Consider the following 25,081-nt stretch of genomic DNA (forward strand, 5'->3'; position numbering starts at 1 on the left):
TGAGTGCACCTGCGATCATGAGGGCGCAAAAGCGGGCGATTTGCAAGTGCGCTCGCTCGTCGCTCCGCAACAGGCGACGCGGCATGTACTCAGATCGCAGCCGCTACGAGGTATGCCCGGGATCCAGATATTTCGGCATGTTCTTTTCCTGCTGCGGCGTCATCTTGGCGGTGTCCGGCTTGCCCGGCACGCCTCTCGGCCCGAGCAGGGCCCGCTGCATATCGTCCTCGCTGAGGCGGGGCTTGCCGTCGTCGAGCTGTCCGTCGCCACCGTGACTCTGTGCCATGACCGATCTCCAGTGATGATTGCTTGCGCGCGGGCAAAACAGATATCGCGCTCCGCCGGAACGAGCCGGCGGAGCGCGATCATGGCTCAGTGTTGCTCCGGCCGCTTCTCCTCCGCAGGATGACCTGCGGGCGCGGGACGCGGCGGCGCCTGAACATGGGGCGGGGCCTGGACGTGCGGCTCTGGCCGGGCCGCCTGCTGCGGATGTGCCTCGGGCCGCGCCGCAGGCTCCGGCCGCGGTTCGGGCCTTGCTGCCTGCTCCGGCCGCGCGACGGGCTTCGCGGCCGGCTCGGGCCGCGGCTCTTCCCGGCGCACTTCCTCGGGTCGCTTCTCCTGCACGGCGGGATGCGCAGCTTCCGTTGCGGGACGCGGCTCGACCTTGGGCTCGGCGGCGGGCGCCGCGCGCTTCTCTTCGACCGCAGGCTTGTTCGCCTCGGCCGGTGGATGCCCCGCGACGCCCTTCTCAGGTGCCGGAAGCGCATGAGACCCGGCAGGCGCAGGCGCTGCCGGATGCGGCTCAAGCTTGGTCTCCGGAGCAGTGGTTGCGCGTCTCTCCTCGGCCGCGGGCTTGTTCTGCTGGGCGGGAGGAATCTCCTTCCCCGGGACCGGGAGCGCATGGGACTCCGCCGGCGCGGCGGCTGCAGCCCCCGGCCGTGCCGGTTCCCCCGCTGCCGGCTTTGCAGCGGTGGCGGGCACCGCCTCGCCGGCCGGCCGCGCATGGACCACGCCCGGTCCCTTCAACTCGCCGGGACGCGCCGTCGCCGCGACGGCGGGCACGCCGTTGTTGGCGCGCTTGAACAGGCTCGGATCCTGGCTCGCGGTCTCGACCTGCTTGCGTTGCAACGGTGTCGGCGCGAAATGCTGTTCGTTGGCGACCGCGCGCTCGGCAGGCGTCGGCCGCACTTCAATGCCACCGCGGCCACCATTGTAGCTGACGTTGTTGACGGTGGTCTGGTTGATCGTGACGTTCTTCTCGTAGACGTTGGTGATCTGCGCGCCCTGCAGATTGTTCACGGTGCGATTGTAGAAGAAGTTGCCGTGATCCCAGCGGCCGCCTTCGTAGCCCGAACCGCCGTAGCCGAAGCCGTAATTGATGCCACCGTAGAATCCGACGCGCTCGCCCCAATAGCCCTGGTGGAAAATGAAGCCGCCGCCGAACGCGCCCCAATAACCGGGGGTCCACAACAGTCCGACCCGCGGCGGCTGCACCCAGGTGCCCGGGACCCAGTAGTAATCGCCGCGATCCTCGTCCCACGACCAATTGCCTGGCGACCACATGTAGCCGGGCCCGGGAACCGGCGGCTGATCGTAGGTCGGCAGCGGCGGCGGCGCGGTGTCGACCGCGGAGACCGGCGCACATGCCGCGTCCTGCGCGATTGCCGGCACGGCGGAGACATAGAACAGCGCCGTGGCAATCGCTGCACACGACACGGTCGAAAGGAGACGAGTGGTCATTGGGAGCCTCTTCGATGAGCACGAGCCCGTTAACGTAACAGCCGGAACAAAAGTTCCGCGCATCGGCAACGCACCGACATACTTCATCGCTAGCTGCTTGACCTTACACGAGCCTGAAACGCATCGACGCGATTGGAAACGCACGCGCGCTGCCATTCATCGACGGTTCAGAGTACGCGGTGATGCAGCATCGCGTGATTCAGTGGAACATCGCGCGCGATGTTCACCAGCATCAACAGGTACACTTCGTGGCGAGCGAGGTGATCGTTTCCGAAAGCGCGAATCCGATCTTGGCTGTCGCACGATTGTAACGATCCGGGCTCGCCGGGTTGCGCGCCTTGCAGAGCACCGCGATCGCTCCAGCACTGCCTCCGGACGAGTGCCGGCGGCGCGCTCGGCGATTGACACACCTCTGAATCGACCACACGATACGACCCGCGGCAGCGTCGGGCGCGCGGTTTTCCGCCGGCGCACATGCACTGAGCTGCCGCATGATGGATGTCATCGTTCCGCCATCTGTCGCCGGCGGCAATGCATGGCATACCGATCGCGACGAGCTTGTGCTGCCTTGAGGTGCCACGATGAACATTGAAAAATATACCGATCGGGTCCGCGGCTTCATTCAGTCGGCGCAATCGCTTGCGACGCGCGAGGGGCATCAGCAGTTCTCGACGCTGCACATCCTGAAAGTCCTGCTCGACGACCCCGAAGGCCTCGCGGCCGGCCTGATCGACCGGGCCGGCGGCAATTCGCGCGCGATCCTCAAGGCGACCGAGGACGCGCTGGCGAAGGTGCCGAAGGTCAGCGGCGCCGGCTCCGGACAGATCTATCTGGCGCCGGAGACCGCGCGCGGCTTCGCCGCGGCGGAACAGGCCGCCGACAAGGCCGGCGACAGTTTTGTGTCGGTCGAACGGCTGCTGCAGGCCCTTGCGGCCGACAAGGACAGCGACGCCGGCAAGCTGCTCGCCAAGGGCGGCGTCAATCCGCAGAACCTGAATGCAGCGATCAACGCGCTACGCAAGGGCCGCACCGCCGACAGCGCGTCCGCCGAGAACGCCTATGACGCGCTGAAGAAATACGCCCGCGACCTCACCCAGGCGGCACGCGACGGCAAGCTCGACCCGGTGATCGGCCGCGACGAGGAAATTCGCCGCACCATCCAGGTGCTGTCGCGCCGCACCAAGAACAATCCCGTCCTGATCGGCGAGCCCGGCGTCGGCAAGACCGCGATCGTCGAGGGCCTTGCGCTGCGCATCGTCAATGGCGACGTGCCGGAAAGCCTGCAGGACAAGGCGCTGCTCGCGCTCGACCTCGGCGCGCTGATCGCCGGCGCGAAGTACCGCGGCGAGTTCGAGGAACGGCTCAAGGCGGTGCTGCAGGAGGTGACATCAGCCGAGGGTGGCATCATCTTGTTCATCGACGAGATGCACACGCTGATCGGCGCCGGCAAGGGTGACGGCGCGATGGACGCCTCGAACCTGCTGAAGCCGGCGCTGGCGCGCGGTGAGCTGCATTGCGTCGGCGCCACCACGCTCGACGAATATCGCAAGCATGTCGAGAAGGACCCGGCGCTGGCGCGGCGATTCCAGCCGGTGTTCGTGTCGGAGCCGACGGTCGAGGACACCATCTCGATCCTGCGCGGCCTCAAGGACAAATACGAGCAGCATCACGGCGTCCGCATTGCTGACTCTGCGCTGGTCGCCGCCGCCACGCTGTCGAACCGCTACATCACCGACCGTTTCCTGCCCGACAAGGCGATCGACCTGATGGACGAGGCCGCGGCACGGCTGAAGATGCAGGTCGATTCCAAGCCCGAGGAACTCGACTCGCTCGACCGCGAGATCATCCGGCTCAAGATCGAGCAGGAGGCGCTCAAGAAGGAGACCGATCTCGGCTCCAGGAGCCGGCTGCAGACGCTCGAGAAGGATCTCGTGGACCTCGAGAAGAAATCGGCGGACATGACGTCGCGATGGCGCTTGGAGAAGAGCAAGCTCTCCGATGCGCAGAAGATGAAGGGTGAGCTCGAGCAGCTGCGTACCGAGCTCGCCAACGCGCAGCGCAAGGGCGAATTCCAGAAGGCGGGCGAGCTGGCCTATGGCCGCATTCCCGAGCTTGAGAAGAAGCTCGCGGCGGTCGAGGCCAGCGAGACCTCGTCCGCCAGCGAAACCGTGACCGCGGACAATATCGCGGCTGTGGTGTCGCGCTGGACCGGCGTTCCGGTCGATAAGATGCTGGAAGGCGAGAAGGACAAGCTGCTGCGCATGGAGGAGATGCTCGGCAAGCGCGTCGTCGGCCAGGCCGAGGCGGTGCGTGCGGTGTCGACCGCGGTGCGCCGCGCGCGCGCCGGATTGCAGGACCCGAACCGGCCGATCGGCTCGTTCATGTTCTTAGGCCCAACCGGCGTCGGCAAGACCGAGCTTGCAAAGGCGCTCGCCGAATATCTGTTCGACGACGAGACCGCGATGATCCGCCTCGACATGTCCGAATACATGGAGAAACACTCGGTCTCGCGGCTGATCGGCGCCCCGCCCGGCTATGTCGGCTACGACGAGGGTGGCGCCCTGACCGAAGCCGTGCGGCGGCGGCCCTACCAGGTGGTGCTGTTCGACGAGATCGAGAAGGCGCATCCGGATGTCTTCAATGTGCTGCTGCAGGTGCTTGACGACGGGCGTCTGACCGACGGCCAGGGCCGCACCGTCGATTTCCGCAACACGCTGATCATCATGACCTCGAATATCGGCGCCGAATACCTCGTCAACCAGCCGGAAGGCCAGGGCACCGGCGCGGTGCGCGAGCAGGTGATGAACATGGTGCGGGCGCATTTCCGCCCCGAATTCCTCAACCGCATCGACGAGATCATCCTGTTCCACCGGCTGCAGAAGAGCGACATGGGCCGCATCGTCGAGATCCAGTTTGCGCGCCTGCGCAAGCTGCTGGAGGATCGCAAGATCGACCTCGAACTCGACCCGAAGGCCCGCGACTGGCTGGCGGAGAAAGGCTGGGATCCTGCCTATGGTGCCCGCCCACTGAAGCGGGTGATCCAGCGCAGCGTGCAGGATCCGCTCGCCGAGATGATCCTCGCCGGCGACGTGCGCGACGGCTCGCAGGTCAAGCTTTCCGCCACCAAGGCCGGCCTCACCTTCAACGGCAGGAAGCCAGAGAACGCGGCGGCCGACGAATTCGAGCCGGTGTGAAGCAGGCCCGGATTGCCGACGACGCGCTGTCATCGCCGCGTCGTCTGGGCGCATCATATGCAGACTGAGCTTCAACCAGGGAGAGCGCCATGACGCAGAACATCAAGGACAACATGGAGGTCATCGGCGCCGATGGCGTGCATGTCGGTACCGTCGATCGCGTCGAAGGCAACCGCATCAAGCTCAAGAAGAGCGAGAGCGACGGTTTCCACAAGGGTCATCACCACTATATCGAGCTCGGCTTCGTCGCCGGTGTCGAAGGCTCCAAGGTGCGGCTCTCGGCCAATGCCGCCATTGCAGTGACCCTCGAGGAAGAGAAGTCCGGCAAGCCGGTTGGTCCATCCGCGGAAGCCTAGCAATCGGGCTCTTGTAAAGGTTCCGATGGCATGCTCCTCTGCCATGTATCTGGACGCCGATCGGGCGTCCGGCCCGCCTTTCGTCGCCGTGACGTGCCGTTCTAGTTGAGGAGACTTGCGTGCCATCAGCCGTTCCGCAACCGGTCGCTGCGAAGCTGACGCGCGCGGCCATCTTCCTTGCGGTCACGATCAAGCCCGATCCGGAATATGATGCGGTGGTACGGTCGCTGTGCGCCGATGTGGCCGCGCTGGTGCGCGCGGTCGGCTTCCGCGATCTCGAGGGCCGGCTGTCCTGCGTCATGGGGATCGGCTCCGATGCATGGGACCGGTTGTTCGGCGCGCCGAAGCCGAAAGGTCTGCATCCGTTCCGCGAGATCAACGGCGTCCACCACGCCGTCGCAACGCCCGGCGATTTGCTGTTTCACATCCGCGCCGTGCCGATGGATCTGTGCTTCGAGCTCGCGACACAAATCATGTCACGGCTCGGCGATGCCGTCGCCACGTCGGACGAGGTGCACGGCTTCAAATATTTCGACGAGCGCGACCTGCTCGGCTTTGTCGACGGCACCGAGAACCCCGAAGATCAGGCAGCCACCGACGCCACCATCATCGGCGACGAGGACGCGGCGTTCGCCGGCGGCAGCTATGTGATCGTGCAAAAATACCTGCACGACCTGAAGAAGTGGAACGAACTGCCGGTCGAGATGCAGGAGAAGATCATCGGCCGCACCAAGCTGTCCGATATCGAGCTCGACGATGCGGTGAAGCCGAGCTATGCCCACAATGCGCTGACGACGATCGTCGAGAACGGCGAGGAGCTCGACATCGTGCGCGACAACATGCCGTTCGGCAATGTCAGCGAGGGCGAGTTCGGCACCTATTTCATCGGCTACGCCAAGTCCCCGCACCGGATCGAGCAGATGCTGGAGAACATGTTCGTCGGCAAGCCGCCGGGCAATTACGACCGCCTGCTCGACTTCAGCCGTGCCGTTACCGGCACGCTGTACTTCGTCCCGTCGGCGACCTTCCTGGAGGATGTCACCGTCGACGCGCCTGCCGCCGCTGAACCATCGCTGGACGACGCCGGGGCCGACGAGGCGCCTGCACCAAGAATAACGCCGGCCGACGGCTCGCTCGGCATCGGCTCACTGAAAGGAGACGCTGGACATGAATAATCTTCATCGGGGACTGGCCCCCATCTCCGACGCGGCATGGGCCCAGATCGAAGAGGAAGCCTCGCGCACGTTGAAGCGCCACCTGGCGGCGCGCCGTGTCGTCGACGTCGACGGTCCGAAGGGGACGGATTTCTCCGCGGTCGGCACCGGCCATCTCAAGAAGATTGCGACGCCCGGCGACGGGGTCGAGGCGACGCAGCGCGAGGTCCGCGCGCTGGTCGAGCTGCGCGTGCCTTTCGAGCTGTCACGCCAGGCGATCGATGATGTCGAGCGCGGCGCGAATGATTCCGACTGGGACCCGCTGAAGCAAGCGGCACGCAAGATCGCCTTCGCCGAAGATCGCGCGGTGTTCGACGGCTACGCCGCCGCCGGCATCCAGGGCATCCGCCAGGGCACCAGCAACCCGGTGCTGACGCTGCCGGCGAGCGTCAAGAACTACCCCAATGTGGTCGCGCAGGCGGTGAGCCAGTTGCGGCTCGCCGGCGTCAACGGCCCCTACACGCTGCTGCTCGGCACCGAGCCCTATACCGCGATCGGCGGCGCCACCGACGACGGCTATCCGGTGCTGCAGCACATCCAGCGGCTGGTCGACGGCAAGATCATCTGGGCGCCCGCGATCGAGGGCGGTGTCCTGCTCACCACCCGCGGCGGCGATTTCCAGCTCTCGATCGGCCAGGACCTGTCGATCGGCTATCTCAGCCACTCAGCGACCGCGGTCCAGCTCTATTTCCAGGAGACCATCACGTTCCTGATGCTGACGAGCGAAGCGTCGGTGGTGCTGGCGCCGGAGGCGAAGAAACCCGCCTAGCCTTGTCGGCGTTCACTCCAGGAAGCTCCGGCTGCCGCTGGAACTTCCGTTGAACTTCAACGGAGAGGAGGCGCGCAATGGACTACGATCTCTACATCAATCCGAAGAAGGCATCGGTCGGTCTCTACGTCCGCAAGGGCGCCGGCCTTCCTGATCTCGGTGATGCCAAGGACTGGGTTTTCGACGGCAGCTTCGGGCAGGCCAATCTGCCGGCGCAGCTCGTGAAGGAGATCGAGGCCAAAGGCCACGCCTTCCGCGACATGGACTAGATCAACCCGGCATTACTTGTCGCCGACCTTTACCGGCGCGGTCTCGGGCATCAGGCTCATCGCCACGATGCCGACCGCAGCCGCGAGCAAGAGATACCAGGACGGCGCCAAGGGATCGCCGGTTACGTGCAGCAGCCACGTGACCACGAGCTGCGCGGTACCGCCGAACGTCGCGATCGCGACCGCGTAGATCGTGGCGAACACGCCGCCGCGAATGTTCTGCGGCAGCGCTTCGGTGAAGGCGGCATAGAACGCCGTGAACGGCAGCGATCCGATGAACGATAGGAGGCCGAAGCCGAACAGCAGCGACCCCGCGCCGGGATCCCGGACGATCCACAGGAAGGCCGGATAGGTCAGCACCAGCACGACCAGTTGCGGCCAGATCATGATCGGCTTGCGCCCCAGCCGGTCCGCGAGCCAGCCGCCGAGCACCGCACCGATGATCTGAAGTCCGTTGCTCACCAGCGACACGGTGAACGCCAGCGACGGCGGCACATGCAGCGTGTTCTTGGCGTAGGTCGTCATGTACTGCGTCACGTAGGTCGAGATCGTGCCGCTGGCGAGGATCATCAGCGCCAGCACGATCACGCGAAAGTGCCGGCGCGCCAACGCGACATGGTTCGAGCTCTCGACATCAGCGCCGGCGCGCTCGCCGTGGGGAACCGTTTCCGGCAGCGTACGGCGCATCCAGATGCCGAACGGCAGGCAGACCGCCCCGAGCAGGAATGCGACCCGCCATCCGTAAGCCTGCAGCGCGTCGGGCGCCATCGTGCTGCTCAGGATGACACCGACAAGAGCGCCGATCGTCGCCGCGACCTCCTGGCTCGCGGGCTGCCATGCCACCACCAGGCCGCGATTCCTCGGCGCTGCGATCTCGATGAGATAGGCCGTGGTCGGTCCGACCTCGCCGCCGAGCGCGAACCCCTGCACCATCCGCGCCAGGATCACGATGATCGGCGCCACGATGCCGATCGCGGCATAGGACGGCGTCAGCGCGATGGTCAGGATCGCTCCGCCCATCAAGGCGAAACTCAGCAACATCGCCGGCCGTCGGCCGACCCGGTCGGAGAAGACGCCGAGCACGATGCCGCCGATCGGCCGCGTCAGGAAACCGGCGCCGAAGGTCGCAAGCGACAGCATCAGGCTGCCATACTCACTTTGCGCGGGAAAGAACGTGTGCCCGATCTCGGTCGCAAAGAAACTGTAGGTGATGAAGTCGTAGAACTCCAGCATGTTGCCGATGGTCGCGGCAAAGGCTGCACGCGTGACATCGAACTCGTCTTTGCTTGCAATGTCCGGCAACGCCGTCGGTTCCTTGTTTGCCCGTGCGGAGGAACTATTATTCCTCCGATCATGTCAGGCAAGGCAGGGCTCAGACAAGACTGGCGCGCAGCGCGATCTGCATGCGTCGCGAGCGAAAGGGCCTGGCGGACCGGTGGAGTGATCGCGCAGAGGATGTCTTCCTTCCAGCGCTGCCGGTGGTCGAATTGCCAAAAGACCCACGCCCGGCCGTTTCGTTCCGCGCTTCGAGGCCGCGGCCCGTCGGTTGCACTCCGCTCATCGGACGGGCTTGCGCTGGGGGGTGGATCGGGCCGGAGCGCAGAATGCACGCGGTATGTGTTTCAGTCCCTGGTCGACGAGGACCGGGTGCGGTTGAAAAGAAGATAGAGAGCGTGGGGATTTGTGGTCAGATAGCGCCAGAACAGCCGGCGCGGCTCGAGCCAAAGACGCCAGGCCCATTCGAGACCGACGATCTGCATCCATCTCGGCGCGCGGGGTCGCGATCCGGACAGGAAGTTGAACAATCCGCCCGAGGTCTTGATGACGCCGACATTGCCAAGCCGCGGCATGAACTCGTCGACGAAGGCCTGTTCATAGGGCACGCCGAGCGCGACCCAGAGGAAGTCCGGCGCCAGCGCGTTGATTTCGTCCACCTTGGCCCGCAGCGCATCGCCGCGCAGATAGCCGTGGGAATGGCCGACGATCTTGAGGGCCGGATAGGCGCGGCGGACATTGGCGATCGCCGATTTGTTTTCGGCGTCATTCGCCCCGAACAGATAGAAGGTCAGCCCGAGCTCTTCCGCCTTGCGCGCGACGTCGTGGAACAGATCCGTGGTCGCGACGCGCTCGGGAAGCGGGTTTGGCGACCGCAGCTTCGACACCATGACCAGCGGCTGGCCATCGGCATTGATCAGGTCGGCGGCACGGAACAGGCGGTCGGTCATCGGCTCGGTCGAGCAGCGCGACAGCACCTCGCCATTGGCCGAGGTCAGGTACAGCGGGCGGTCGATCCGCCGGTTCGGATACACCGCCTCGATCATGAAGTCCGCAGTCTGCTCGCGATCGAGCACGGCAAGACGCAGCCCGCCGACGGTTGCCCGCGGAACGCCGGCGGTCGCAGCCCGGCCGACGGGATTGGTGCGACGCTCCAGCATGCTGTTCGGCGTCGCAGATCCGGCTGGCACACCCGCCGCAGATACCGGTTGTTCGCTGCGCGAAGTGTTGCAAATCGGGACAGCCGAAGCAGCCATGTCCGAATCGGGGCGCCGAGCCGGCTCGCGATCGGCATGCGAGGGCGGGATGGCGCAGGAAACGCGCGCTTTTTGGCAGTGACTCAACATTTCACCAGTGGCTCGAGGACTTACGCGCCCCCAACTGCAATATCCGGTCCAGACGACGCATGATATCCCGCGGCAGATTGATTCAGGACGGACCGTAAACGGATTGTTAACGATGCAGGCCGCCGGGCTCGGCGGCGGCGACATCACACTTGATGCTTCCGCGAGGCCAGCGACGCCCGACCAGCAACAACAAGCAAAGGTCGAGGCACTGCATTAATACAAATCATATTCTACCGGTGCCCGAGGTCATCGGCCTTTGCTATGATGGCGGTGCGCCGGCTTGACCGGCGCTTTTTAAGGTGCCGTTTACTGGTTTCACATGAACAAGAATGATGACGCGTTCGATGTCTGCATCGACGACGCATTCGACTTCCTGTCTGAAGAATACGCGACATTGTTTGAAGGCTCGGACGCGACCGCCTTCCAGCATCCGCTTTGGTTGGACAGCCTCTACCGCAAGCTAGCTCCCGCCGCGGCAGCGAAGCCGCTGGTCGTCGTCGTCCGTCATCGCGCCAGCAAGGCGCTCGCAGCCGTGCTGCCGTTGCTGCGGGTGCGGCGCGGGCCGATGCGCACGATCGAGTTCGCGGACCTTCGCGTGTCGGACTATCTGTCTCCAGTCTGCGCCACCAAGACATTCACCGATCTGCTGCAGGACCGGCAGGCCTGCGAGACGCTCCGCAAGCTGGTCCGGCCGTTCGACCTGCTCCGCATACCCAAGCTGCTCGATGCCCGAATGCCGATCGAGAATTTGCTCGGAGCGCCTCACCGCAGCCTGATGGATACGAACGCCTATGCGACGGTTCTGGTCGCCCCGTTCGAGCAATGGCAGATCAATGCGTTGGGAAAGCCCTATCAAAAGGAGCTGGCCAAGAAGTGGCGCCAGATCCACAAGAAGGGCACGGTCACCTTCACATGCTGCGACGACAGCGCCTCAATCGGCGAGGCCATGGACGTCATGCGGAAGTTTCGCGGTCCGCGGTTTCGGGCCCGCGGTGACGGCGACCTGCTGCAGCGACCGGAGTATTTCGAATTCTACTCGAGCGTGGCGCTTCGCGGCATGGGCTCGTTTACGCGGCTCTATGCCATGAAAATGGACGGCAACGTCATCGCCACCGCCCTCGGACTGGTCCACCGCGGCAGCCTCCTCGTCGTCATGACGGCGTTCGACATCGAGCGATACAAGAGCCAGTCGATCGGCGCGCTGACCTTCGAACGTGTCGCCAAGGATTGCATTGAGCGCGGAGACCGGGTGCTGGATTTCACCATCGGCGACGAACCCTACAAGATGCAGCTCGGAGGCCAGCCGACGCCGATGTCGAGTGTGACACAGGCCGGCAGCGCGGCCGGCTCGCTGGCGTTGTTCGCCCTGAAGCAGGCGCCCTGGATCAAGCAGGCCGCCAAGCGCGTGACCGATCTCCGGCCGATCCGCACCTCGACCGGCACGCGCTAACGCATTTCGGTTCTGAATAGAGACGCGCGCGCCGCCCTAAAGCGCGATGCGATCATGTTGGTCGTCATCGCGCTTTAGATTCTTGTTTAAGCGTGATCTTTCGGAAAACCGCTTCGCACTTTTCCGGATCACGCTTTAATGCAGCGCGCTGCGCACGCGCATCACCCATCCCGGATGAATCCGGTCCACCCGATGGGTGATCATGCGGCGCAGGAAGTGCAGCTTCCGCTGCATGGTCCAGCGCACATCGGTGTTCGAGGTCAAGGCCTCGCGAAAGCGCGCCAGCTGCAGCGAGTGCCGGTCGGCGGCGAGCTTGTCCCGATCGGCATAGAACTGCGCGATCTTTTCCGTGCCCATGCCGTCGGTCTCGAGCCAGCGCGGCACATATTCGTTGCAGAGACGCTCGACATCGACCAGCAGGCGGCTGACGCCGGTTCCGGCCGCCGGACAGTTGGTCTGGAAGGCATCGCCGATCAGCACGATGCCCGGCTGCAGATGCCCCTCGGTCACTGACAGGTCCATGACCCAGTTGTGCACCGAACCGCGGATCTTGAAATCGCCGAGATAGCGCTGCAATCCCGGCATCAGGCGAAGCAGCGTCCGCGCGGTGTCGCGGCGCAGCTCGCGCATGATCGGATCAGTCGGATCGCGGAACATGAACAGGTTCGCCCGCATCCCGCCCGACATCGGAAACAGGCTGAGATAGTCGACGCCGTCGGCCGCCTCCTTGCCGTAGCAGGTCAGCGCATCGAAGCCGAACGGCGCGTTATCCGGCCGCGCGATGGTGAAGCCGAAGGTGACGGAATGACGCGCGGCAATCATTCGGCGGCGCATTCCGAGGTTGTAGCCAAGCACGCCGGCCATGCCGGTCGCCAGAACGACCAGCCGCGAGACCACGCGCTTTCCGGAGGCCAGCGTCAGCTGCTGGCGATCCTCGCTACAGCTGACGTCGGTCACCTGGTCAAGCAGGAAGGTGGACGGCTCCGGCGTCAGGCCGCGCGCCATGTTGACGAGGTCGGCATAGGAAACCCCGTAGGAGCGCCCGACACCGACATCGACCAGTCGGCCGCCCCTGATGTTGAGCACCCGGTCATAGGACGAGGCGACGGCCTCGACATCGCCCAGGAAGCCCAGGCGGCGGAAGATATCGATCTGCCGTCCCGCGACCTTCTCGACACGGAATTCGTCCGGCGGGATCGAGCGCTTGTCGATCAGGACGACCCGATACCCGGCCCTCGAGAGGACAGCCCGCGCCAGCGAGCCCGCCAAACCGGCACCAACAATGGCAACGTCCGTTTCGTTCATTTCAGCCTCGCAGGCCGCGATCGGCTGGTTGGTGCCTTCCTCGGCAATCATCTTTGTCCGCTCCGACGGCTAATAGGCCATGGAACTGCAACTTCCTTGCCTGCCATGCCACACCACCGGTCGAGCATGATGCGTTCTGTTGTTGAGGTTAACGAAAAGACCGGATTGCGATCAACGAGGTCGCGGCACATAGCTTGCACCGAGAGTGATCATGAAACCGACCCTTTGGAGGCTCCGCTGCGCGCTGGCGGGACAATTGCCTGGCCGTGGAGCTTCGACGGGTGCCGTTGACGCACCAGCGCGGCTTCGATCCGCGCCGCGCGCGCGGCAGGACCTGCTGCGGATCCCGATCCGACCTGCGCCGTTTGGGGACGGCGAAGAACAGCGACGTTCCAGAATGGAGCAGCGCGACATATTGGCCCGGTTCAGGACTGCCTGGAACGCGGGCCGTCGAGAGGAACGGAATTTTAGCAAGAGAACATTAACACTCCTGACCTCACCGATTGCTACGGTCAGCGGCCTGACAGGATATTGAGACGTCTCTGGTGATTGCCTCTGTGCTCCAAATGCTACGGCGCGATGTCACGCGCGGCGTTGCCGGGACCATCCTGCTCAAGGTCGGCAGCGGCGGGCTCGCGTTCGCCTTGTTCTCGCTGGCCGCGCGGACGATGACACCCGACGCGTTCGGGGACTTCGCAACCTTGCTCTCGATCGCCCAGATCGCCTCGGTCGCGGGACTGGTCGGCCAGGAGCTGCTGCTGGTTCGCTTCCTCAATGAATATGAGGTGCGCGGCCAGACCGAGCTCACCAAGGGTGTGCTGCTGTCGAGCCTGAAGAACTCGGCGATCGGGATGCTGATCTCGATCGCCGCGATCGCCGCGGTGGCAACCGTTCGCGGCGAATGGTGGTTGCTGATCCTCTCGGTCTCGGCGTTCACCGCCGTCAATGCCGGGCTCATGCTCGGCAGCCAGATCGCGCGATCCCTGGTCAGCATTCTGATGGGCGAAGGCAATCGCGAGTTCTTCTGGCGGGTTGCCGTCGTCCTGGTCCTGATCGCGGCGCTGTTCGGTCACCGGCAGCTCAGCCCCGTCGAACTGTTCACGGCGATGACCGTCGCGATGGCCATCGGGCTGATCGTGCAGATCGTGTCGATCATGCGCGTGCTGCCGAACCTGCGCACGGTCACGGCGCGCTTCGAGAGCTCGCGTTGGAATCGCAGTGCGTTCCGGTTCTGGCTCGCATCCATTCTCGAAGCGGCGAACCAGTATTTCGACGTCATCCTGGTCTACTGGATGCTGGATCCGGCGACTGCTGGCGTCTATTTCGCCGCCTCGCGCCTGGCGAACATCTTCGCCATGCTGTCGGCTGCGCTCTACACATTCGGCGCGCGCCGGCTGCCGTCGCTGTATTTCAGCAAGAATCACCGCGAGCTCGAACATACGCTGAAGCTGATGGCCGAGGTCACCGCGCTCTGCGTGCTCAGCGGGCTCGTCATCGTCTGGGTCGCTGCGCCCCACCTTCTCGGCCTGTTCGGGCCGCATTTCGCCGCGCAGCAGTGGGTGTTGATCGTGCTCGCGATCGGGACGGCGTTCCAGGCGGCAGGCGGTCCGTCGGCCGCGGTCCTGCAACTGACCGGGCATGAGCGCGATTACGTGCCGGTGGTCGCCGCCAACGTCGCATTGCGGCTGGTGGGATTTGTCGTGCTGATCCCCTGGCTCGGCGTGCTCGGTGCCGCGATCTCGGCGACGGCCTCGCTGGTGCTCGCCACCATCGCGCTCAACGTGCTGTGCCGCCGGCGGACCGGCGTCGATCCGTCCGTTCTGGTGCTGTCGCATCCATCGTCGTCGAAAGGCAACACCTACGCCGTCCGCGTTGCGGACCGTAACGACTAAGACTGAGCGTCGGCAGTTTCCCACGACGCTGCGGGTTCCATGACTTCGGAACGTCTCGGGCCTGCGCGGCTACCGAACTTCATGGGCTCCGACTCGAATTCAACTGACAGCACTGCTCTGTGCTGCACCAACGTGGATATCTATGGTTAATCGCCGGTTACCCATCTCTGCGCTGCCGTAACCAATTAGTTAACGAGCCGGCTGTATCCTGTGTGGGACCATGGCTCTCGATTGCTGACACATGTCTGATTGCTAAATGAGCAGTAACCTCAAAACGCGCTATTCGGTGCACGCGCACGCTTCGCGTGATAGTTACGCGCGCACGAATGGGGGAGACGAATCCACGCCCTCGACGGGTGAGGAATCCGTGCTCCAATACACGCCAAGCACAGAATTGCGCGAGGCATCGAGCGCATCAGGCGGTCGACCGAACGAGAGCAAGCCGAAGCTCCGTGTCGTCCTGGTGCAGACCCAGGCCGAGAACGCCGGCGCGCAGGAGATCTCGCGGCTGCTCGGCGCCGGCCTCACCGCGCGTGGCTATGACGTCGCCAACCTGTTCTTCTTCCGCAAATCCGACTGCTTCGACGAGCCGCCCAACACGTTCTATTGCGCGCAAACCCGGCCCGGAAATCCCCTGGCGCTGCTGCGCATGCTGTGGATGCTCGCCGGTCATCTCAGGACCATCAATCCGGACGTCGTGCTGACATTCCAGCACTTCGGCAATGTGATCGGCGGCGGCGTGTCGCGGCTCGTCAGCCGCGCCCCGGTGATCGCCAACCAGGTATCTTCGGCGCTGTCGATGAGCATGCCCGTGCGCGCTGCCGACATCATCATGGGCACGACCGGCTTCTTCCAGTGCATCACGCTGAACTCGCGCGACATGGAGCGTGAATACGCGCGCTATCCCGCTCCCTACCGGTCACGCATGAAGCATGTGCCGCATGGCTTCGACGACAAGTCGCACAGCCTGCCGAAAGATGTCGCGCGGCAGCAATTCAAGCTGCCGGCCGACCGCACCTTGCTCGGCTGTGCAGCAAGGCTGCATCCGCACAAGCGGCTCGATGCGGCAATTCGCCTGCTCGCTGCCGATCCGTCCTGGCAGCTTGCCCTAGCCGGCCAGGGCGCCGACGAAGGGCGGCTCCGGGCTCTCGCGGACGAGCTTGATGTCTCGGACCGGCTCCACTTCATAGGCGAGATTCCACCGCGCCAGATGGCCGATTTCCTGGCCTGCCTCGACGTCTTCGTCTTTCCGACGCAGGCCGAAACCTTCGGCCTCGCCGCGGTCGAAGCCGCGAGCGCCGGCATTCCCTGCGTCGTCAACGACCTCCCCGTGCTGCGCGAAGTGCTGTCCTATCAGGGGCAGCCCGCGGCAGTGTTCGTCGATGCTGCCGACGAGGCCGAATTCTCGGCCGCCGTGTCGAAGGTCCTGACGGATCGTTCGTTGAGCGACCAGCTGCGGCAAAGCGCCGTGGGCCTGAAGTCGCGCTATTCGTTGGATGCCATGATCGAGGAATACGTCCGCATTCTCGGCAATGCCGTGGGAGTGGACGCATACTAGGAAGTTGGGCTGGACATGATTATCGAGTTTCGCTGCGATCGAGAGCAGGCGCGGCTCTGGATGTGCCGTGATTCACTGCGCGTCAACGATCAGGATATTCCCGTTCAAATCGCCTGGACCACGACGCCGGCACCGCAACCCGCCGGCCTCGACATGCTGTTCGAGCTCGAACGCATCGTCCTGCGCAAGGGCAAGGCCGGCGGCGCCGACCGGGTGAAGCCGATCCCGCAGCGGCCGCGCGCGGGTCGCCCCGACGTGGTGATCGACTTCACCAGCGCCGAGCGGGATCCGAATTGTTCCGCCGGACTGTATCTCCGTCCGCGGTTCAACGGACACGCGGGAGAAAGTGCCGCATTGGCGGCCATTCTCGCCGGCGATCTGCCCGTGATCGAAATCGTCAATGAGTGCGACGGCGCGGTGCTGGACCGCGGCCATCCCTCCGCGGAAATCGCCGCCGGCCTGAGCGGCGGGCTCGAAACGGTGATGGCACGCACACTGGCGATGCTGCCGCCGATCCTGTCGGGAGCTCCGCGCCTGGTACCGCACTTGCCGGCTCCAGCGAATGGCGGCGCGCCGCGAAATCCCGCACCCTTTGTGGTGCGCGGCGTGGCGACCTCGATCGCCAAGGAGATCTATCGTCTGTGCTGCTACGCGCCGCACTGGCATGTCGGTTGGCGCTTCGCCGGGACCACGGATATCTGGCGCACCGGCGAACTGTCGGGACCTGCCTGGAACGTGCTCGCCGATCCTGGCAACCGCTGCTATGCCGATCCCTTCCCGGTGAAATGGCAGGGCAGGACCTTCGTGTTCTTCGAAGACCTTGACCACCGGACCGGCAAGGGCATCATCTCCGCGATCGAGTTCGACGGCAACGGACCGGTCGGCAAGGTGATGCCGGTGCTGGAAGAGCCTTGGCACCTGTCGTACCCTTTCCTGATCGAGAACGATGGCGAGCTCTGGATGATCCCGGAAAGCACCGCGCATCGGGACGTTCCGCTCTACAAATGCATCCGCTTTCCGGACAAGTGGGAGCGCCACTCGACGCTGCTGTCCGGGCTCGAGCTCGCCGACGTGACCATCACCCGGCATGACGGCCGCCACTACATGTTCGGGGCCTGGCGTGACGGCAGCGGCGGATATTCCGACACGCTTGCGATCTATCACGCCGAGCAATTGCTCGGCCCCTGGCAGCCGCATGCGGCCAACCCGATCCTGATGGATCGCGCCACCACGCGGCCGGCCGGCAACTTCGTGACCGTCAATGGAAAGTTGTGGCGGCCGGTGCAGGACTGCAGCAACGGCTATGGCGCGGCGCTCGGACTTGCGGAAGTGCTCGAACTGTCGCCTGCGACGTACCGGCAGGCAGTTCGACACGTGCTCAAGCCCGGACCGCTATGGACTGGGCGCAAGCTGCACACGCTCAACCGGTGCGGCCAGCTCGAGGTGATCGACGGCTCGCGGGTGCAGCCGAAGACCACGGCGTTTCTGGCAAGCCTGCGGTCGAGCGACCAGTCGTCGCAATGGGACTGGCACAGCGCGCTGGCAAAGCCGATCGCACGACGGCTCCACTAAAGCGCGATGAGATTGGGTTGAATGGTCATGGCGCGTCAGCTCGTTGTTTGAGCATGATCTTCCGGAAAACCGCTTCGCGCTTTTCCGGATCGTGCTCTGGCGCACAGGCAATGCAACAGCTCAGTTCGCGCCGGCGCTCTGCACGCCGCCGAACTGTTCCCAGGAGCTTCCAGTCCAGCGCTGCAGCTGAAGCTGGGTATAGGCCATGCTGTTGTCGGGGCCGGTGTTGATCGTGATGCCCGGCATCAGGGTCGGCAGCGCGAGCCCCTTGAGGTTGCGCGCCTGCTTCACGATGTTCTCGCGCGACAGATCGTCGCCGCACTGCTTCAGCACCTGCTCCAGAATCTGGCCCTGCTGGGTGCCGAACATATAGTTGCTGTCGCCGATGTCGGCCCCCGCAAGATATTTTTCGAAGTGAGCGCGATACCATTTGATGCCGGGATCGTCGGCCCACTTCTTGTCATTCGGATCCTTGACGATCGTCGCCACGACGACGCCCACCGCCTTGTCCACTCCGGCCGGCACGATGGTCGCGGAGATCGAGCTCGACACGTAGTTGACGATGGTGAGCGGCATCCAGCCGATCTCGCTCGCCTTCTTGATCGCCTGCGCCGCGAATTTCGGGGTGCCGGCGATCAGGAATGCCTGCGCGCCCGACGCCTTCAGCGATACGACGTGGGACTCGATGGTTGGCTCGGTGACTTCATAGGGAGATGTCACCACCTTCTTGTCGAAATCGGCCTTCAAGGCTTCCTTGAATGCGGCCACGAAATCGCGGCCGAGGTCATCGTTCTGGTAGAGGATCGCGATCTTCGCAGCGGGCGCCGTCTGCGCGATGTATTTGGCGTAGATCTTTCCTTCGGTGTTGTAGCTCGGCAAGCCCGTGGTGGTCAGCGGAAACTCGGTGAAGTTCGTGAACTTGGTCGCGCCGCTGACGACGAAGAGATGCGGCACCTTCTTCGCGGTCACGTATTTGATGGTCGCGCCGATCCCGGGCGTCCCGAGCGGGCTGAACAGGAACGCCACCTCGTCGCTCTCGATCAGCTTCCGGGTCTGCTCCACCGCCTTGGGTGGCGTATAGGCATCATCATAGGTGATGAGATTGATCCTGCGGCCGTTGACGCCGCCGCGATCGTTGACGGAGTGGACGTAGGCGACGAGACCCTTGCCGACATTGCTGAGCGGAGATGCCGGGCCGCTGAACGGGAATGTCGCCCCGACCTTGATCTCCGATTCCGAAATGCCCGGGGTTTGGGCGCGGGCCGGAGCCGCGGCAAGCGCCGCGAGCATTGCAACGGAGACCATGAGCTTCCTGAGCGACATCGAATTCCCCTTTGGCTCTCATGAATTGACCGCTGCGCCTACCAGGCTTCGCCGAACGGCCTGATCTCGACGTTGAACGACCACGCACTGCGGTCCTGATGGGCGACGTGCCAGACCTCCTCCGCAATCGCCTGCGGCTTGATGAAGAAGTCGTCCGGTCGCTCCGGCCAGCGCTTCCGCGTCCATTCGAGGTCGATCACCGCATCGATCACCAGATAGGCGACGTGGACGCCCCGCGGCCCCAGATCGCGCGCCATCGCCTCGGCGAGAATCCGCTGCGCCGCCTTGGTCGGCGCGAACCCCGCAAAGCCGGCCTTGCCACGCAATGCCGACGTGTTGCCGGTTGCGACGATTGCACCCTTGCCGGCGTCGACCATCGCCGGGGCGAACCGCCTCGCCAGATACAGCAGGCCCATCGTGTTGACCTGGAAGTTGCGATTGAGGATGTCCGGATCGATCTCGCGGAACGTGCCGAACGCGCCGCCGACGGCATTGTGGATCACGACAGTGGGGCTGCCGAGATCGTGCTCCACGGCCGAGGCCACCGTCTCGACCTGCGTGGGGTCGGAGACATCGCATCGATAGGCTTTTGCGCCCGGCAACTGCTGCTCGAGGGCGGCAAGGCGCGTTTCATTCCTGGCGAGGAGCGCGACGCGGTAGCCGCCCGCGGCGAACCTTCTGGCGAGCGCCGAGCCGGTGCCGGGCCCAACGCCTGATATCAGACAGACGGGTGCGGTCATGCGATCATCCCTCCGCGCTCGCGGCCAAAGGTTTCATGGTCAGGCAGCGGCCTTCGACCGCAGCTTCTCGACATAGGGCTTGAGGTCCGGCGCAAAATACGCGTGTTCCACCAGCCGGGCAAAGTGAGCGAACATCAGCGGATACCCATCCTGCACCCCGGGATGCAGGATCCTGGTCAATCCCTGCCTGTCCAATTGCTCGCTCCGCCCGTACTCGTTCATGAACAGCGCGAGCTCGGCGGCAAAGCAGATGTCGGCAAGCGAGATGCCGTCCCCGACCAGCGTCTCGCGCCGTGGTGACAGGGCCTGCTCGATCCCCGAAGCATAAATCGCGAACGCATCCCTGGCGCGGGCATGAATCGCCGCGTCGACCGTGCCGCCGGACAGCGCGAGCAGATAGATCTGCGAATCCCGCGCAAACACCAGGCTGACATCGAGGAAGCTGTCGATCCTCGACGCCTCATAGGCGTCGCGCCCGTAGAGCGGGAACTTGGCTTCGCCGAGCCGCGCCACCGCCCGCATGATGCTGTTGGATTCGAAGATCCCGACCTTGCCGTCAGGTCCGAACGCGGCCGGCACATTGCCGAACGGCTGCGCCGCCATGAACGCATCGGTCTTGAACAGCTGCGCGCCAGTCAGCCCGACCTTCCCGGTCCGCGCGAGCGCCGACATCGCGGTGCGCTCCTGCTCGGTCAGGGGATGCGCATCGTAGTCCCACAGCCAGTCCCGCAACTCCTTGCCGGAGGCGCCCCTGACCTCGACGTCGACGCCGCAGAACCGCGCCGCGATGGTTGCCTTCCAAACCCGCGGGTTCGGCAGATAGGAGAAGATGCGCAAGGCGGCCATGGCGGCTGCTCCAGGTGCTCTCGCCTCAGGCGGCGAGCTTCAGGATCTTGACGACGTCGGCGGGCTCGCGGATCGGCTGCGGGTTGGCGCGGGTGAAGATCGACAGCATCGCGTTCCGGCCGATCAGTTCGAAGCGGTCTTCACCGACACCGACATCGGCGAGCCGCCGCGGCAGGCCGAGCTCCGCGATGAAGCCGGCGAACGCCTCGCTCGCGTCGCGCCCCGGCGCACCGAGCGCGGCGGCGATCGCCTGCTGGGCTGTTTCCGTCGCGGGACGGTTGTAGCGCAGCACGCTCGGCATCATGACAGCCGTGCAGAAGTAATGCGGGACGTCGCAAGTGCCGCCGAGCACATGGCCGATGGCGTGGCTGGCGCCCATCGGCACCCGCGACTGCAATCCGAACGCCGACAACCACGAGCCCAGCTGGCAGCTCAGCCGCGCCGCCTCGTCGTCGGGATTGGACTTGGTGCGCAGCAAGCCATGATGCAGATAGCGCAGGCCCTGCTGGCACACCGCATCGACCAGCACGTTGGGCCGGCTCGAGCAGATCGCCTCGATGCCGTGATCCATCGCGCGGGTGCCCGAACCGAGCCAGAGCTTCTCCGGCGTATATCGCGTCATCGCCGGATCGAGGATGATGCTGCGCGGCATCATCATCGGATGGTTGAATATCTGCTTCAGCTTGCGGCTGGTGTCGGTGACCAGCGCACCTGAATTGTACTCGCCGCCCGACAGCGTGCTGGGGATCGCGATCATCCGGACCTTCGGGTTGCGGAACGCCCCGAAGCGGCGATCCGGCGTGGTCTCGAAGCCGTCGAGCCCCGCCGGCTCGAAGATCTCATGCTCGATGCACATCAGCACGATCTTCGCCGCATCGACCACCGAGCCGCCGCCGATCGCGACGACCAAATCGGCCCTGGCTTCGCTGGCCTGCCGCGCGATCAGCGTCACCACGTCCCGCGTAGTGTGCTGCGGCACGCCGTCGAAGGTCGCCGCATGGCGATCGCCGAGTCCGTTGCGGATCTTCTCGATCTCGTCGGTGGTGGTGTTCAGCGTCCGGCTGGCGATCAGGTAGACGCGCTTGGCGCCGAGCCGCTCGGCCTCCTCGCGCAGCGCCTCGGCTGCCGGTTTGCCGTAGATCACGGTTTCCATGGTGGGATATTGATGGCTGCCGACGATTTGCATGCTTGCCGCTCCCTCGATCTACCCGTGAACTCCTGACGGCTTCAGGCCGACAGCTTGCTGAAGTCAGGCTGACGCCGTTCGGCGAAGGCGGCAAAGGCCTCGCGGGCCTCGGGCGTCGTCAGCCGCTGCTTGAACAGCACGCCTTCCTCGGCGATCTGCGCCGCGATCCGCTGCTGCTCGCGCATCAGCGCCTTGGTCATGCTGAGCGAGCCGGCCGGCCGCTTGGTCAGCGCGATCGCCGCATCATGGGCTTTCTTGCGCAGATCAGCCTGCGGCACCACGGCATTGGCAAGGCCCGATGCCTGCGCGCCCTGCGCGTCCATCGGCTCGCCGAGCGCGAACATCGCATAGGCACGCGCGTGCCCGATCCTGAGCGGCAGCAGCCAGCTCGACGCCGCCTCGGGCACCAGCGCGAGATTGACGAACGGCGTGATCAGCCGTGCGGTCTCGGCGAGATAGACCAGGTCGCAATGCAGCAGCATGGTGGTGCCGACGCCGACGGCATTGCCCTGCACGGCCGCGACAATCGGCTTGCCGGCCTTGCTGATGGTGTCGATGAAGCGGTGCGCCGGGCTATCGACAGCGCTCTCGCCGCGGGCCTGGCTGGCGAAATCCGCAAGGTCGTTGCCGGCGGTGAAGCTGTCGCCGTCGCCCTGGAACAGGATGACGCGGACCGACGGATCCGCCTCGGCCTGCTTCAACGCGTTCGACATCGCGTCATACATGCCGCCGGTGAGCGCGTTCTTCTTCTCCGGCCGCTGCAGCGTCAGCGTCATCACGCCCGCGGCGATCTCAACCTTGACATGCTCCGTCATGGCACTCTCCTTCAGGCGACCGCGCGCGCCGGCTTGGTTTCGAACTTGCCGTCGAGGAAGCCGGTCAGGCGCTGCCGGATGATCTGCTCGGCCTCTGTCATGATGCGATCGATCAGCTCCTTGACGGTCGGGATGTCGTGGATCAGGCCGACCACCATGCCGCAGCTCCAGGCCCCCGCATCCATCTCGCCGTCGATCATCACCTTCGGGTAGACGCCGGCGACCTGCTCGTGGATGTCCTCGATCTTGAGCCTGGCGCCCTTCTCGCGCTCGATCTCGAGCAGCTCATCGACGCCCTTGTTCTTCAGCACCCGCTCGGTGTTGCGTAGCGCGCGCATCACAAGCCGCGTGTCGAGCTCGTCTGCATCGAGCAGCGCCTGCTTCACGTTGGGATGAACAGGCGCTTCCTTGGTCGCAATGAAGCGCGTGCCCATGTTCATGCCGGACGCCCCCATCGACAGCGCGGCAACGAGGCTGCGCGCATCCGCCATGCCGCCCGAAGCCACGAACGGGATCTTCAGCTCGTCAGCCGCGCGCGGCAGCAGGATCATGTTCGGGATGTCGTCCTCGCCGGGATGGCCGCCGCACTCGAAGCCGTCGACGCTGACCGCATCGCAGCCGATCTTCTCGGCCTTCAGCGAGTGCCGCACCGAGGTGCATTTGTGGATCACCTTGATGCCCGCCGCCTTCAGCGCCGGCATGTACTGCTCCGGGCTGCGGCCCGCGGTCTCCACCGCCTTGACGCCCCCCTCGCGGATCGCCGCGATATATTCCGGATAGGGCGGCGCGGTGAAGCTCGGCAGGAAGGTCAGGTTGACGCCGATCGGCTTGTCAGTCATGTCGCGGCAGCGCGCGATCTCCTTGGCCAGCAGCTCCGGCGTCCGCTGGGTCAGGCCGGTGATGATGCCGAGGCCGCCGGCGTTGGACACCGCGGCCGCCATCTCGGCGAAGCCGACATAATGCATGCCGCCCTGGATGATCGGATGCTGGATACCGAATAGTTCAGTGATTGCTGTCTTCACAAGTCTCTCCCGCGTTTCCGATCAGTGGACGATCTCGAACAGACCGGCCGCGCCCATGCCGCCGCCGATGCACATGGTCACGACACCGTATTTGGCCTTGCGCCGGCGGCCCTCGATCAGCAGGTGACCGGTGAGCCGAGCGCCAGTCATGCCGTAGGGATGGCCGATCGCAATCGAGCCGCCGTTGACGTTCAGCTTCTCAGGATCGATGCCGAGCTTGTCGCGGCAATAGATCACCTGCACCGCATAGGCCTCGTTGAGCTCCCAGAGATCGATGTCGTCGATCTTCAGATTATGCCGCTTCAACAGCCGCGGGATCGCGGCAACCGGGCCGACGCCCATCTCGTCCGGCTCGACGCCGGCGGCAACGAAACCACGGAAGATGCCGAGCGGCTTCAGCCCTTTCTGCGCAGCGATCCTGTCGCTCATGATCACGCAGGCCGAGGCACCGTCGGAGAGCTGGCTGGCATTGCCGGCGCTGATGGTCTTGCCCTCGAACACCGGCTTGATTTTTGCCAGGCCGTCCGCGGTGGTGTCCGGACGTGGACCTTCATCCTTGGCCAGAGTCACCTGCTGATAGCTGACTTCCTTGGTGTCCTTGTTGACCACGGCCATTCTGGTTGTGATCGGCACGATCTCGTCGTTGAAGCGGCCGCCCTGCAGCGCGGCGCCGACCCGCCGCTGGCATTCCAGGCTGTACTCGTCCTGCTTGTCGCGGCCGATCCCGTAACGCTCGGCGACGACCTCCGCCGTCTCCAGCATCGACATGTACATCTCGGGCTTCATCGCCATCAGCTCGTCGTCGACGGCGTGGAACCGGTTCATGTGCTCGTTCTGCACCAGACTGATCGACTCGATGCCGCCGCCGATCGCGATCTCGACGCCGTCAAGCATCACCGAGCGCGCCGCAACCGCGATCGCCTGCAGGCCGGAAGCGCATTGCCGGTCGATCGTGGTGCCGGCGACGGTGACTGGAAGTCCGGCGCGGATCGCGCCCTTGCGCGCGACGTTCATCACCATGGTGCCCTGCTGCATGGCGCAGCCCATCACCACGTCCTCGACCTCGCCGGGCGCTATGCCGGCGCGCTTCACCGCTTCCGCCATCACATGGCCGGCCAGGGTCGGGCCGTCGGTGTTGTTGAGCGCGCCCCGATAGGCCTTGCCGACGCCGGTACGCGCGGTGGAAACGATGACTGCATCTTGTGACAT

21 protein-coding genes are annotated in these 25,081 nt (G+C 65.0%); 9 read left to right on the forward strand and 12 right to left on the reverse strand.

Annotated elements, in window-relative coordinates; genetic code table 11:
- Positions 1 to 103 precede the first annotated feature (103 nt).
- Positions 104 to 286 (reverse strand): hypothetical protein, encoded by a 183-nt coding sequence (locus tag JQ507_26830; protein ID QRI68504.1) that lies wholly within the window; start codon positions 284 to 286, stop codon positions 104 to 106.
- An 86-nt stretch (positions 287 to 372) separates the two neighbouring features.
- Positions 373 to 1,740, reverse strand: coding sequence for a YXWGXW repeat-containing protein (locus JQ507_26835; protein ID QRI68505.1), 1,368 nt, complete (start codon positions 1,738 to 1,740; stop codon positions 373 to 375).
- 581 nt (positions 1,741 to 2,321) lie between these two features.
- On the opposite strand from JQ507_26835, the gene clpB reads away from it, so the two are divergent.
- From clpB to JQ507_26860, 5 genes are all read left to right on the forward strand, one after another.
- Complete coding sequence (gene clpB, locus JQ507_26840; GenBank protein QRI68506.1) at positions 2,322 to 4,934, forward strand: ATP-dependent chaperone ClpB; 2,613 nt, start codon at positions 2,322 to 2,324, stop codon at positions 4,932 to 4,934.
- An 89-nt stretch (positions 4,935 to 5,023) separates the two neighbouring features.
- Entirely contained in the window at positions 5,024 to 5,290 is a 267-nt protein-coding gene (locus tag JQ507_26845) for a DUF2171 domain-containing protein (protein QRI68507.1), read from the forward strand.
- Between the two features lie 119 nt (positions 5,291 to 5,409).
- Entirely contained in the window at positions 5,410 to 6,465 is a 1,056-nt protein-coding gene (locus JQ507_26850) for a Dyp-type peroxidase (GenBank protein ID QRI68508.1), read from the forward strand.
- Positions 6,458 to 7,273 (forward strand): bacteriocin family protein, encoded by an 816-nt coding sequence (locus JQ507_26855; GenBank protein ID QRI68509.1) that lies wholly within the window; start codon positions 6,458 to 6,460, stop codon positions 7,271 to 7,273. The genes JQ507_26850 and JQ507_26855 overlap by 8 nt, the downstream gene beginning before the upstream one ends.
- A gap of 77 nt (positions 7,274 to 7,350) precedes the next feature.
- On the forward strand, positions 7,351 to 7,542 hold the full coding sequence (locus JQ507_26860; protein QRI68510.1) for a hypothetical protein: 192 nt from the start codon (positions 7,351 to 7,353) through the stop codon (positions 7,540 to 7,542).
- Positions 7,543 to 7,554: 12 nt separating this feature from the next.
- Here the strand turns inward: JQ507_26860 and JQ507_26865 are convergent, their stop codons facing one another.
- Positions 7,555 to 8,844: an MFS transporter gene (locus JQ507_26865; protein ID QRI68511.1), complete on the reverse strand. Its 1,290-nt coding sequence runs from the start codon at positions 8,842 to 8,844 to the stop codon at positions 7,555 to 7,557.
- Positions 8,845 to 9,164: 320 nt separating this feature from the next.
- Positions 9,165 to 9,977: a WecB/TagA/CpsF family glycosyltransferase gene (locus tag JQ507_26870; protein ID QRI68512.1), complete on the reverse strand. Its 813-nt coding sequence runs from the start codon at positions 9,975 to 9,977 to the stop codon at positions 9,165 to 9,167.
- A 505-nt stretch (positions 9,978 to 10,482) separates the two neighbouring features.
- On the opposite strand from JQ507_26870, the gene JQ507_26875 reads away from it, so the two are divergent.
- Positions 10,483 to 11,613: a GNAT family N-acetyltransferase gene (locus tag JQ507_26875; protein QRI68513.1), complete on the forward strand. Its 1,131-nt coding sequence runs from the start codon at positions 10,483 to 10,485 to the stop codon at positions 11,611 to 11,613.
- A gap of 135 nt (positions 11,614 to 11,748) precedes the next feature.
- Here the strand turns inward: JQ507_26875 and JQ507_26880 are convergent, their stop codons facing one another.
- Positions 11,749 to 12,969 (reverse strand): FAD-dependent monooxygenase, encoded by a 1,221-nt coding sequence (locus JQ507_26880; protein QRI68514.1) that lies wholly within the window; start codon positions 12,967 to 12,969, stop codon positions 11,749 to 11,751.
- Positions 12,970 to 13,463: 494 nt separating this feature from the next.
- Between JQ507_26880 and JQ507_26885 the strand changes: the two genes are divergently transcribed.
- The 3 genes from JQ507_26885 (at position 13,464) to JQ507_26895 (ending at position 17,940) form a co-directional block, all read left to right on the forward strand.
- Positions 13,464 to 14,810, forward strand: coding sequence for a polysaccharide biosynthesis C-terminal domain-containing protein (locus tag JQ507_26885; GenBank protein QRI68515.1), 1,347 nt, complete (start codon positions 13,464 to 13,466; stop codon positions 14,808 to 14,810).
- Positions 14,811 to 15,066: 256 nt separating this feature from the next.
- The gene (locus tag JQ507_26890) at positions 15,067 to 16,368 is read left to right on the forward strand and encodes a glycosyltransferase family 4 protein (GenBank protein ID QRI68516.1); all 1,302 of its coding nucleotides are present in this window, start codon (positions 15,067 to 15,069) and stop codon (positions 16,366 to 16,368) included.
- Between the two features lie 15 nt (positions 16,369 to 16,383).
- Positions 16,384 to 17,940 carry a hypothetical protein gene (locus tag JQ507_26895; protein ID QRI68517.1) on the forward strand — a complete coding sequence of 519 codons (1,557 nt, stop codon included), beginning with the start codon at positions 16,384 to 16,386 and terminating at the stop codon, positions 17,938 to 17,940.
- A gap of 120 nt (positions 17,941 to 18,060) precedes the next feature.
- On the opposite strand, the gene JQ507_26900 is transcribed toward JQ507_26895, so the two are convergent.
- Genes JQ507_26900 through JQ507_26930 form a run of 7 tightly spaced genes read right to left on the reverse strand, consistent with a single transcriptional unit; the run spans position 18,061 to position 25,081 of the window.
- A complete protein-coding gene (locus JQ507_26900; protein QRI68518.1) occupies positions 18,061 to 19,263 on the reverse strand; it encodes an ABC transporter substrate-binding protein in 1,203 nt (400 codons plus the stop codon).
- Between the two features lie 38 nt (positions 19,264 to 19,301).
- The gene (locus tag JQ507_26905; protein QRI68519.1) at positions 19,302 to 20,003 is read right to left on the reverse strand and encodes an SDR family NAD(P)-dependent oxidoreductase; all 702 of its coding nucleotides are present in this window, start codon (positions 20,001 to 20,003) and stop codon (positions 19,302 to 19,304) included.
- Between the two features lie 39 nt (positions 20,004 to 20,042).
- Complete coding sequence (locus JQ507_26910) at positions 20,043 to 20,849, reverse strand: glutathione S-transferase (protein ID QRI68520.1); 807 nt, start codon at positions 20,847 to 20,849, stop codon at positions 20,043 to 20,045.
- A 25-nt stretch (positions 20,850 to 20,874) separates the two neighbouring features.
- Positions 20,875 to 22,035, reverse strand: a complete 1,161-nt coding sequence (locus tag JQ507_26915) for an iron-containing alcohol dehydrogenase (protein QRI68521.1) — start codon at positions 22,033 to 22,035, stop codon at positions 20,875 to 20,877.
- Between the two features lie 41 nt (positions 22,036 to 22,076).
- Entirely contained in the window at positions 22,077 to 22,850 is a 774-nt protein-coding gene (locus JQ507_26920; GenBank protein ID QRI68522.1) for an enoyl-CoA hydratase/isomerase family protein, read from the reverse strand.
- 11 nt (positions 22,851 to 22,861) lie between these two features.
- The gene (locus JQ507_26925; GenBank protein ID QRI68523.1) at positions 22,862 to 23,872 is read right to left on the reverse strand and encodes a nitronate monooxygenase; all 1,011 of its coding nucleotides are present in this window, start codon (positions 23,870 to 23,872) and stop codon (positions 22,862 to 22,864) included.
- Positions 23,873 to 23,893: 21 nt separating this feature from the next.
- Positions 23,894 to 25,081 carry an acetyl-CoA C-acyltransferase gene (locus tag JQ507_26930; protein QRI68524.1) on the reverse strand — a complete coding sequence of 396 codons (1,188 nt, stop codon included), beginning with the start codon at positions 25,079 to 25,081 and terminating at the stop codon, positions 23,894 to 23,896.

The sequence above is a fragment of the Bradyrhizobium sp. PSBB068 genome (assembly GCA_016839165.1).
In the GTDB taxonomy this organism is placed as follows: Bacteria; Pseudomonadota; Alphaproteobacteria; order Rhizobiales; family Xanthobacteraceae; genus Bradyrhizobium.

Excerpts from the sequence above, each read along its gene's own strand:
- JQ507_26830 (QRI68504.1), bottom strand. The coding sequence starts at position 286 with ATGGCACAGAGTCACGGTGGCGACGGACAGCTCGACGACGGCAAGCCC.
- JQ507_26905 (QRI68519.1), bottom strand. The coding sequence starts at position 20,003 with ATGACCGCACCCGTCTGTCTGATATCAGGCGTTGGGCCCGGCACCGGC.
- JQ507_26860 (QRI68510.1), top strand. The coding sequence starts at position 7,351 with ATGGACTACGATCTCTACATCAATCCGAAGAAGGCATCGGTCGGTCTC.
- clpB (QRI68506.1), top strand. The coding sequence starts at position 2,322 with ATGAACATTGAAAAATATACCGATCGGGTCCGCGGCTTCATTCAGTCG.
- JQ507_26910 (QRI68520.1), bottom strand. The coding sequence starts at position 20,849 with ATGGCCGCCTTGCGCATCTTCTCCTATCTGCCGAACCCGCGGGTTTGG.
- JQ507_26900 (QRI68518.1), bottom strand. The coding sequence starts at position 19,263 with ATGTCGCTCAGGAAGCTCATGGTCTCCGTTGCAATGCTCGCGGCGCTT.
- JQ507_26915 (QRI68521.1), bottom strand. The coding sequence starts at position 22,035 with ATGCAAATCGTCGGCAGCCATCAATATCCCACCATGGAAACCGTGATC.
- JQ507_26895 (QRI68517.1), top strand. The coding sequence starts at position 16,384 with ATGATTATCGAGTTTCGCTGCGATCGAGAGCAGGCGCGGCTCTGGATG.
- JQ507_26835 (QRI68505.1), bottom strand. The coding sequence starts at position 1,740 with ATGACCACTCGTCTCCTTTCGACCGTGTCGTGTGCAGCGATTGCCACG.
- JQ507_26880 (QRI68514.1), bottom strand. The coding sequence starts at position 12,969 with ATGATTGCCGAGGAAGGCACCAACCAGCCGATCGCGGCCTGCGAGGCT.
- JQ507_26855 (QRI68509.1), top strand. The coding sequence starts at position 6,458 with ATGAATAATCTTCATCGGGGACTGGCCCCCATCTCCGACGCGGCATGG.
- JQ507_26875 (QRI68513.1), top strand. The coding sequence starts at position 10,483 with ATGAACAAGAATGATGACGCGTTCGATGTCTGCATCGACGACGCATTC.
- JQ507_26845 (QRI68507.1), top strand. The coding sequence starts at position 5,024 with ATGACGCAGAACATCAAGGACAACATGGAGGTCATCGGCGCCGATGGC.
- JQ507_26930 (QRI68524.1), bottom strand. The coding sequence starts at position 25,081 with ATGTCACAAGATGCAGTCATCGTTTCCACCGCGCGTACCGGCGTCGGC.
- JQ507_26920 (QRI68522.1), bottom strand. The coding sequence starts at position 22,850 with ATGACGGAGCATGTCAAGGTTGAGATCGCCGCGGGCGTGATGACGCTG.
- JQ507_26890 (QRI68516.1), top strand. The coding sequence starts at position 15,067 with ATGAGCAGTAACCTCAAAACGCGCTATTCGGTGCACGCGCACGCTTCG.
- JQ507_26870 (QRI68512.1), bottom strand. The coding sequence starts at position 9,977 with ATGCTGGAGCGTCGCACCAATCCCGTCGGCCGGGCTGCGACCGCCGGC.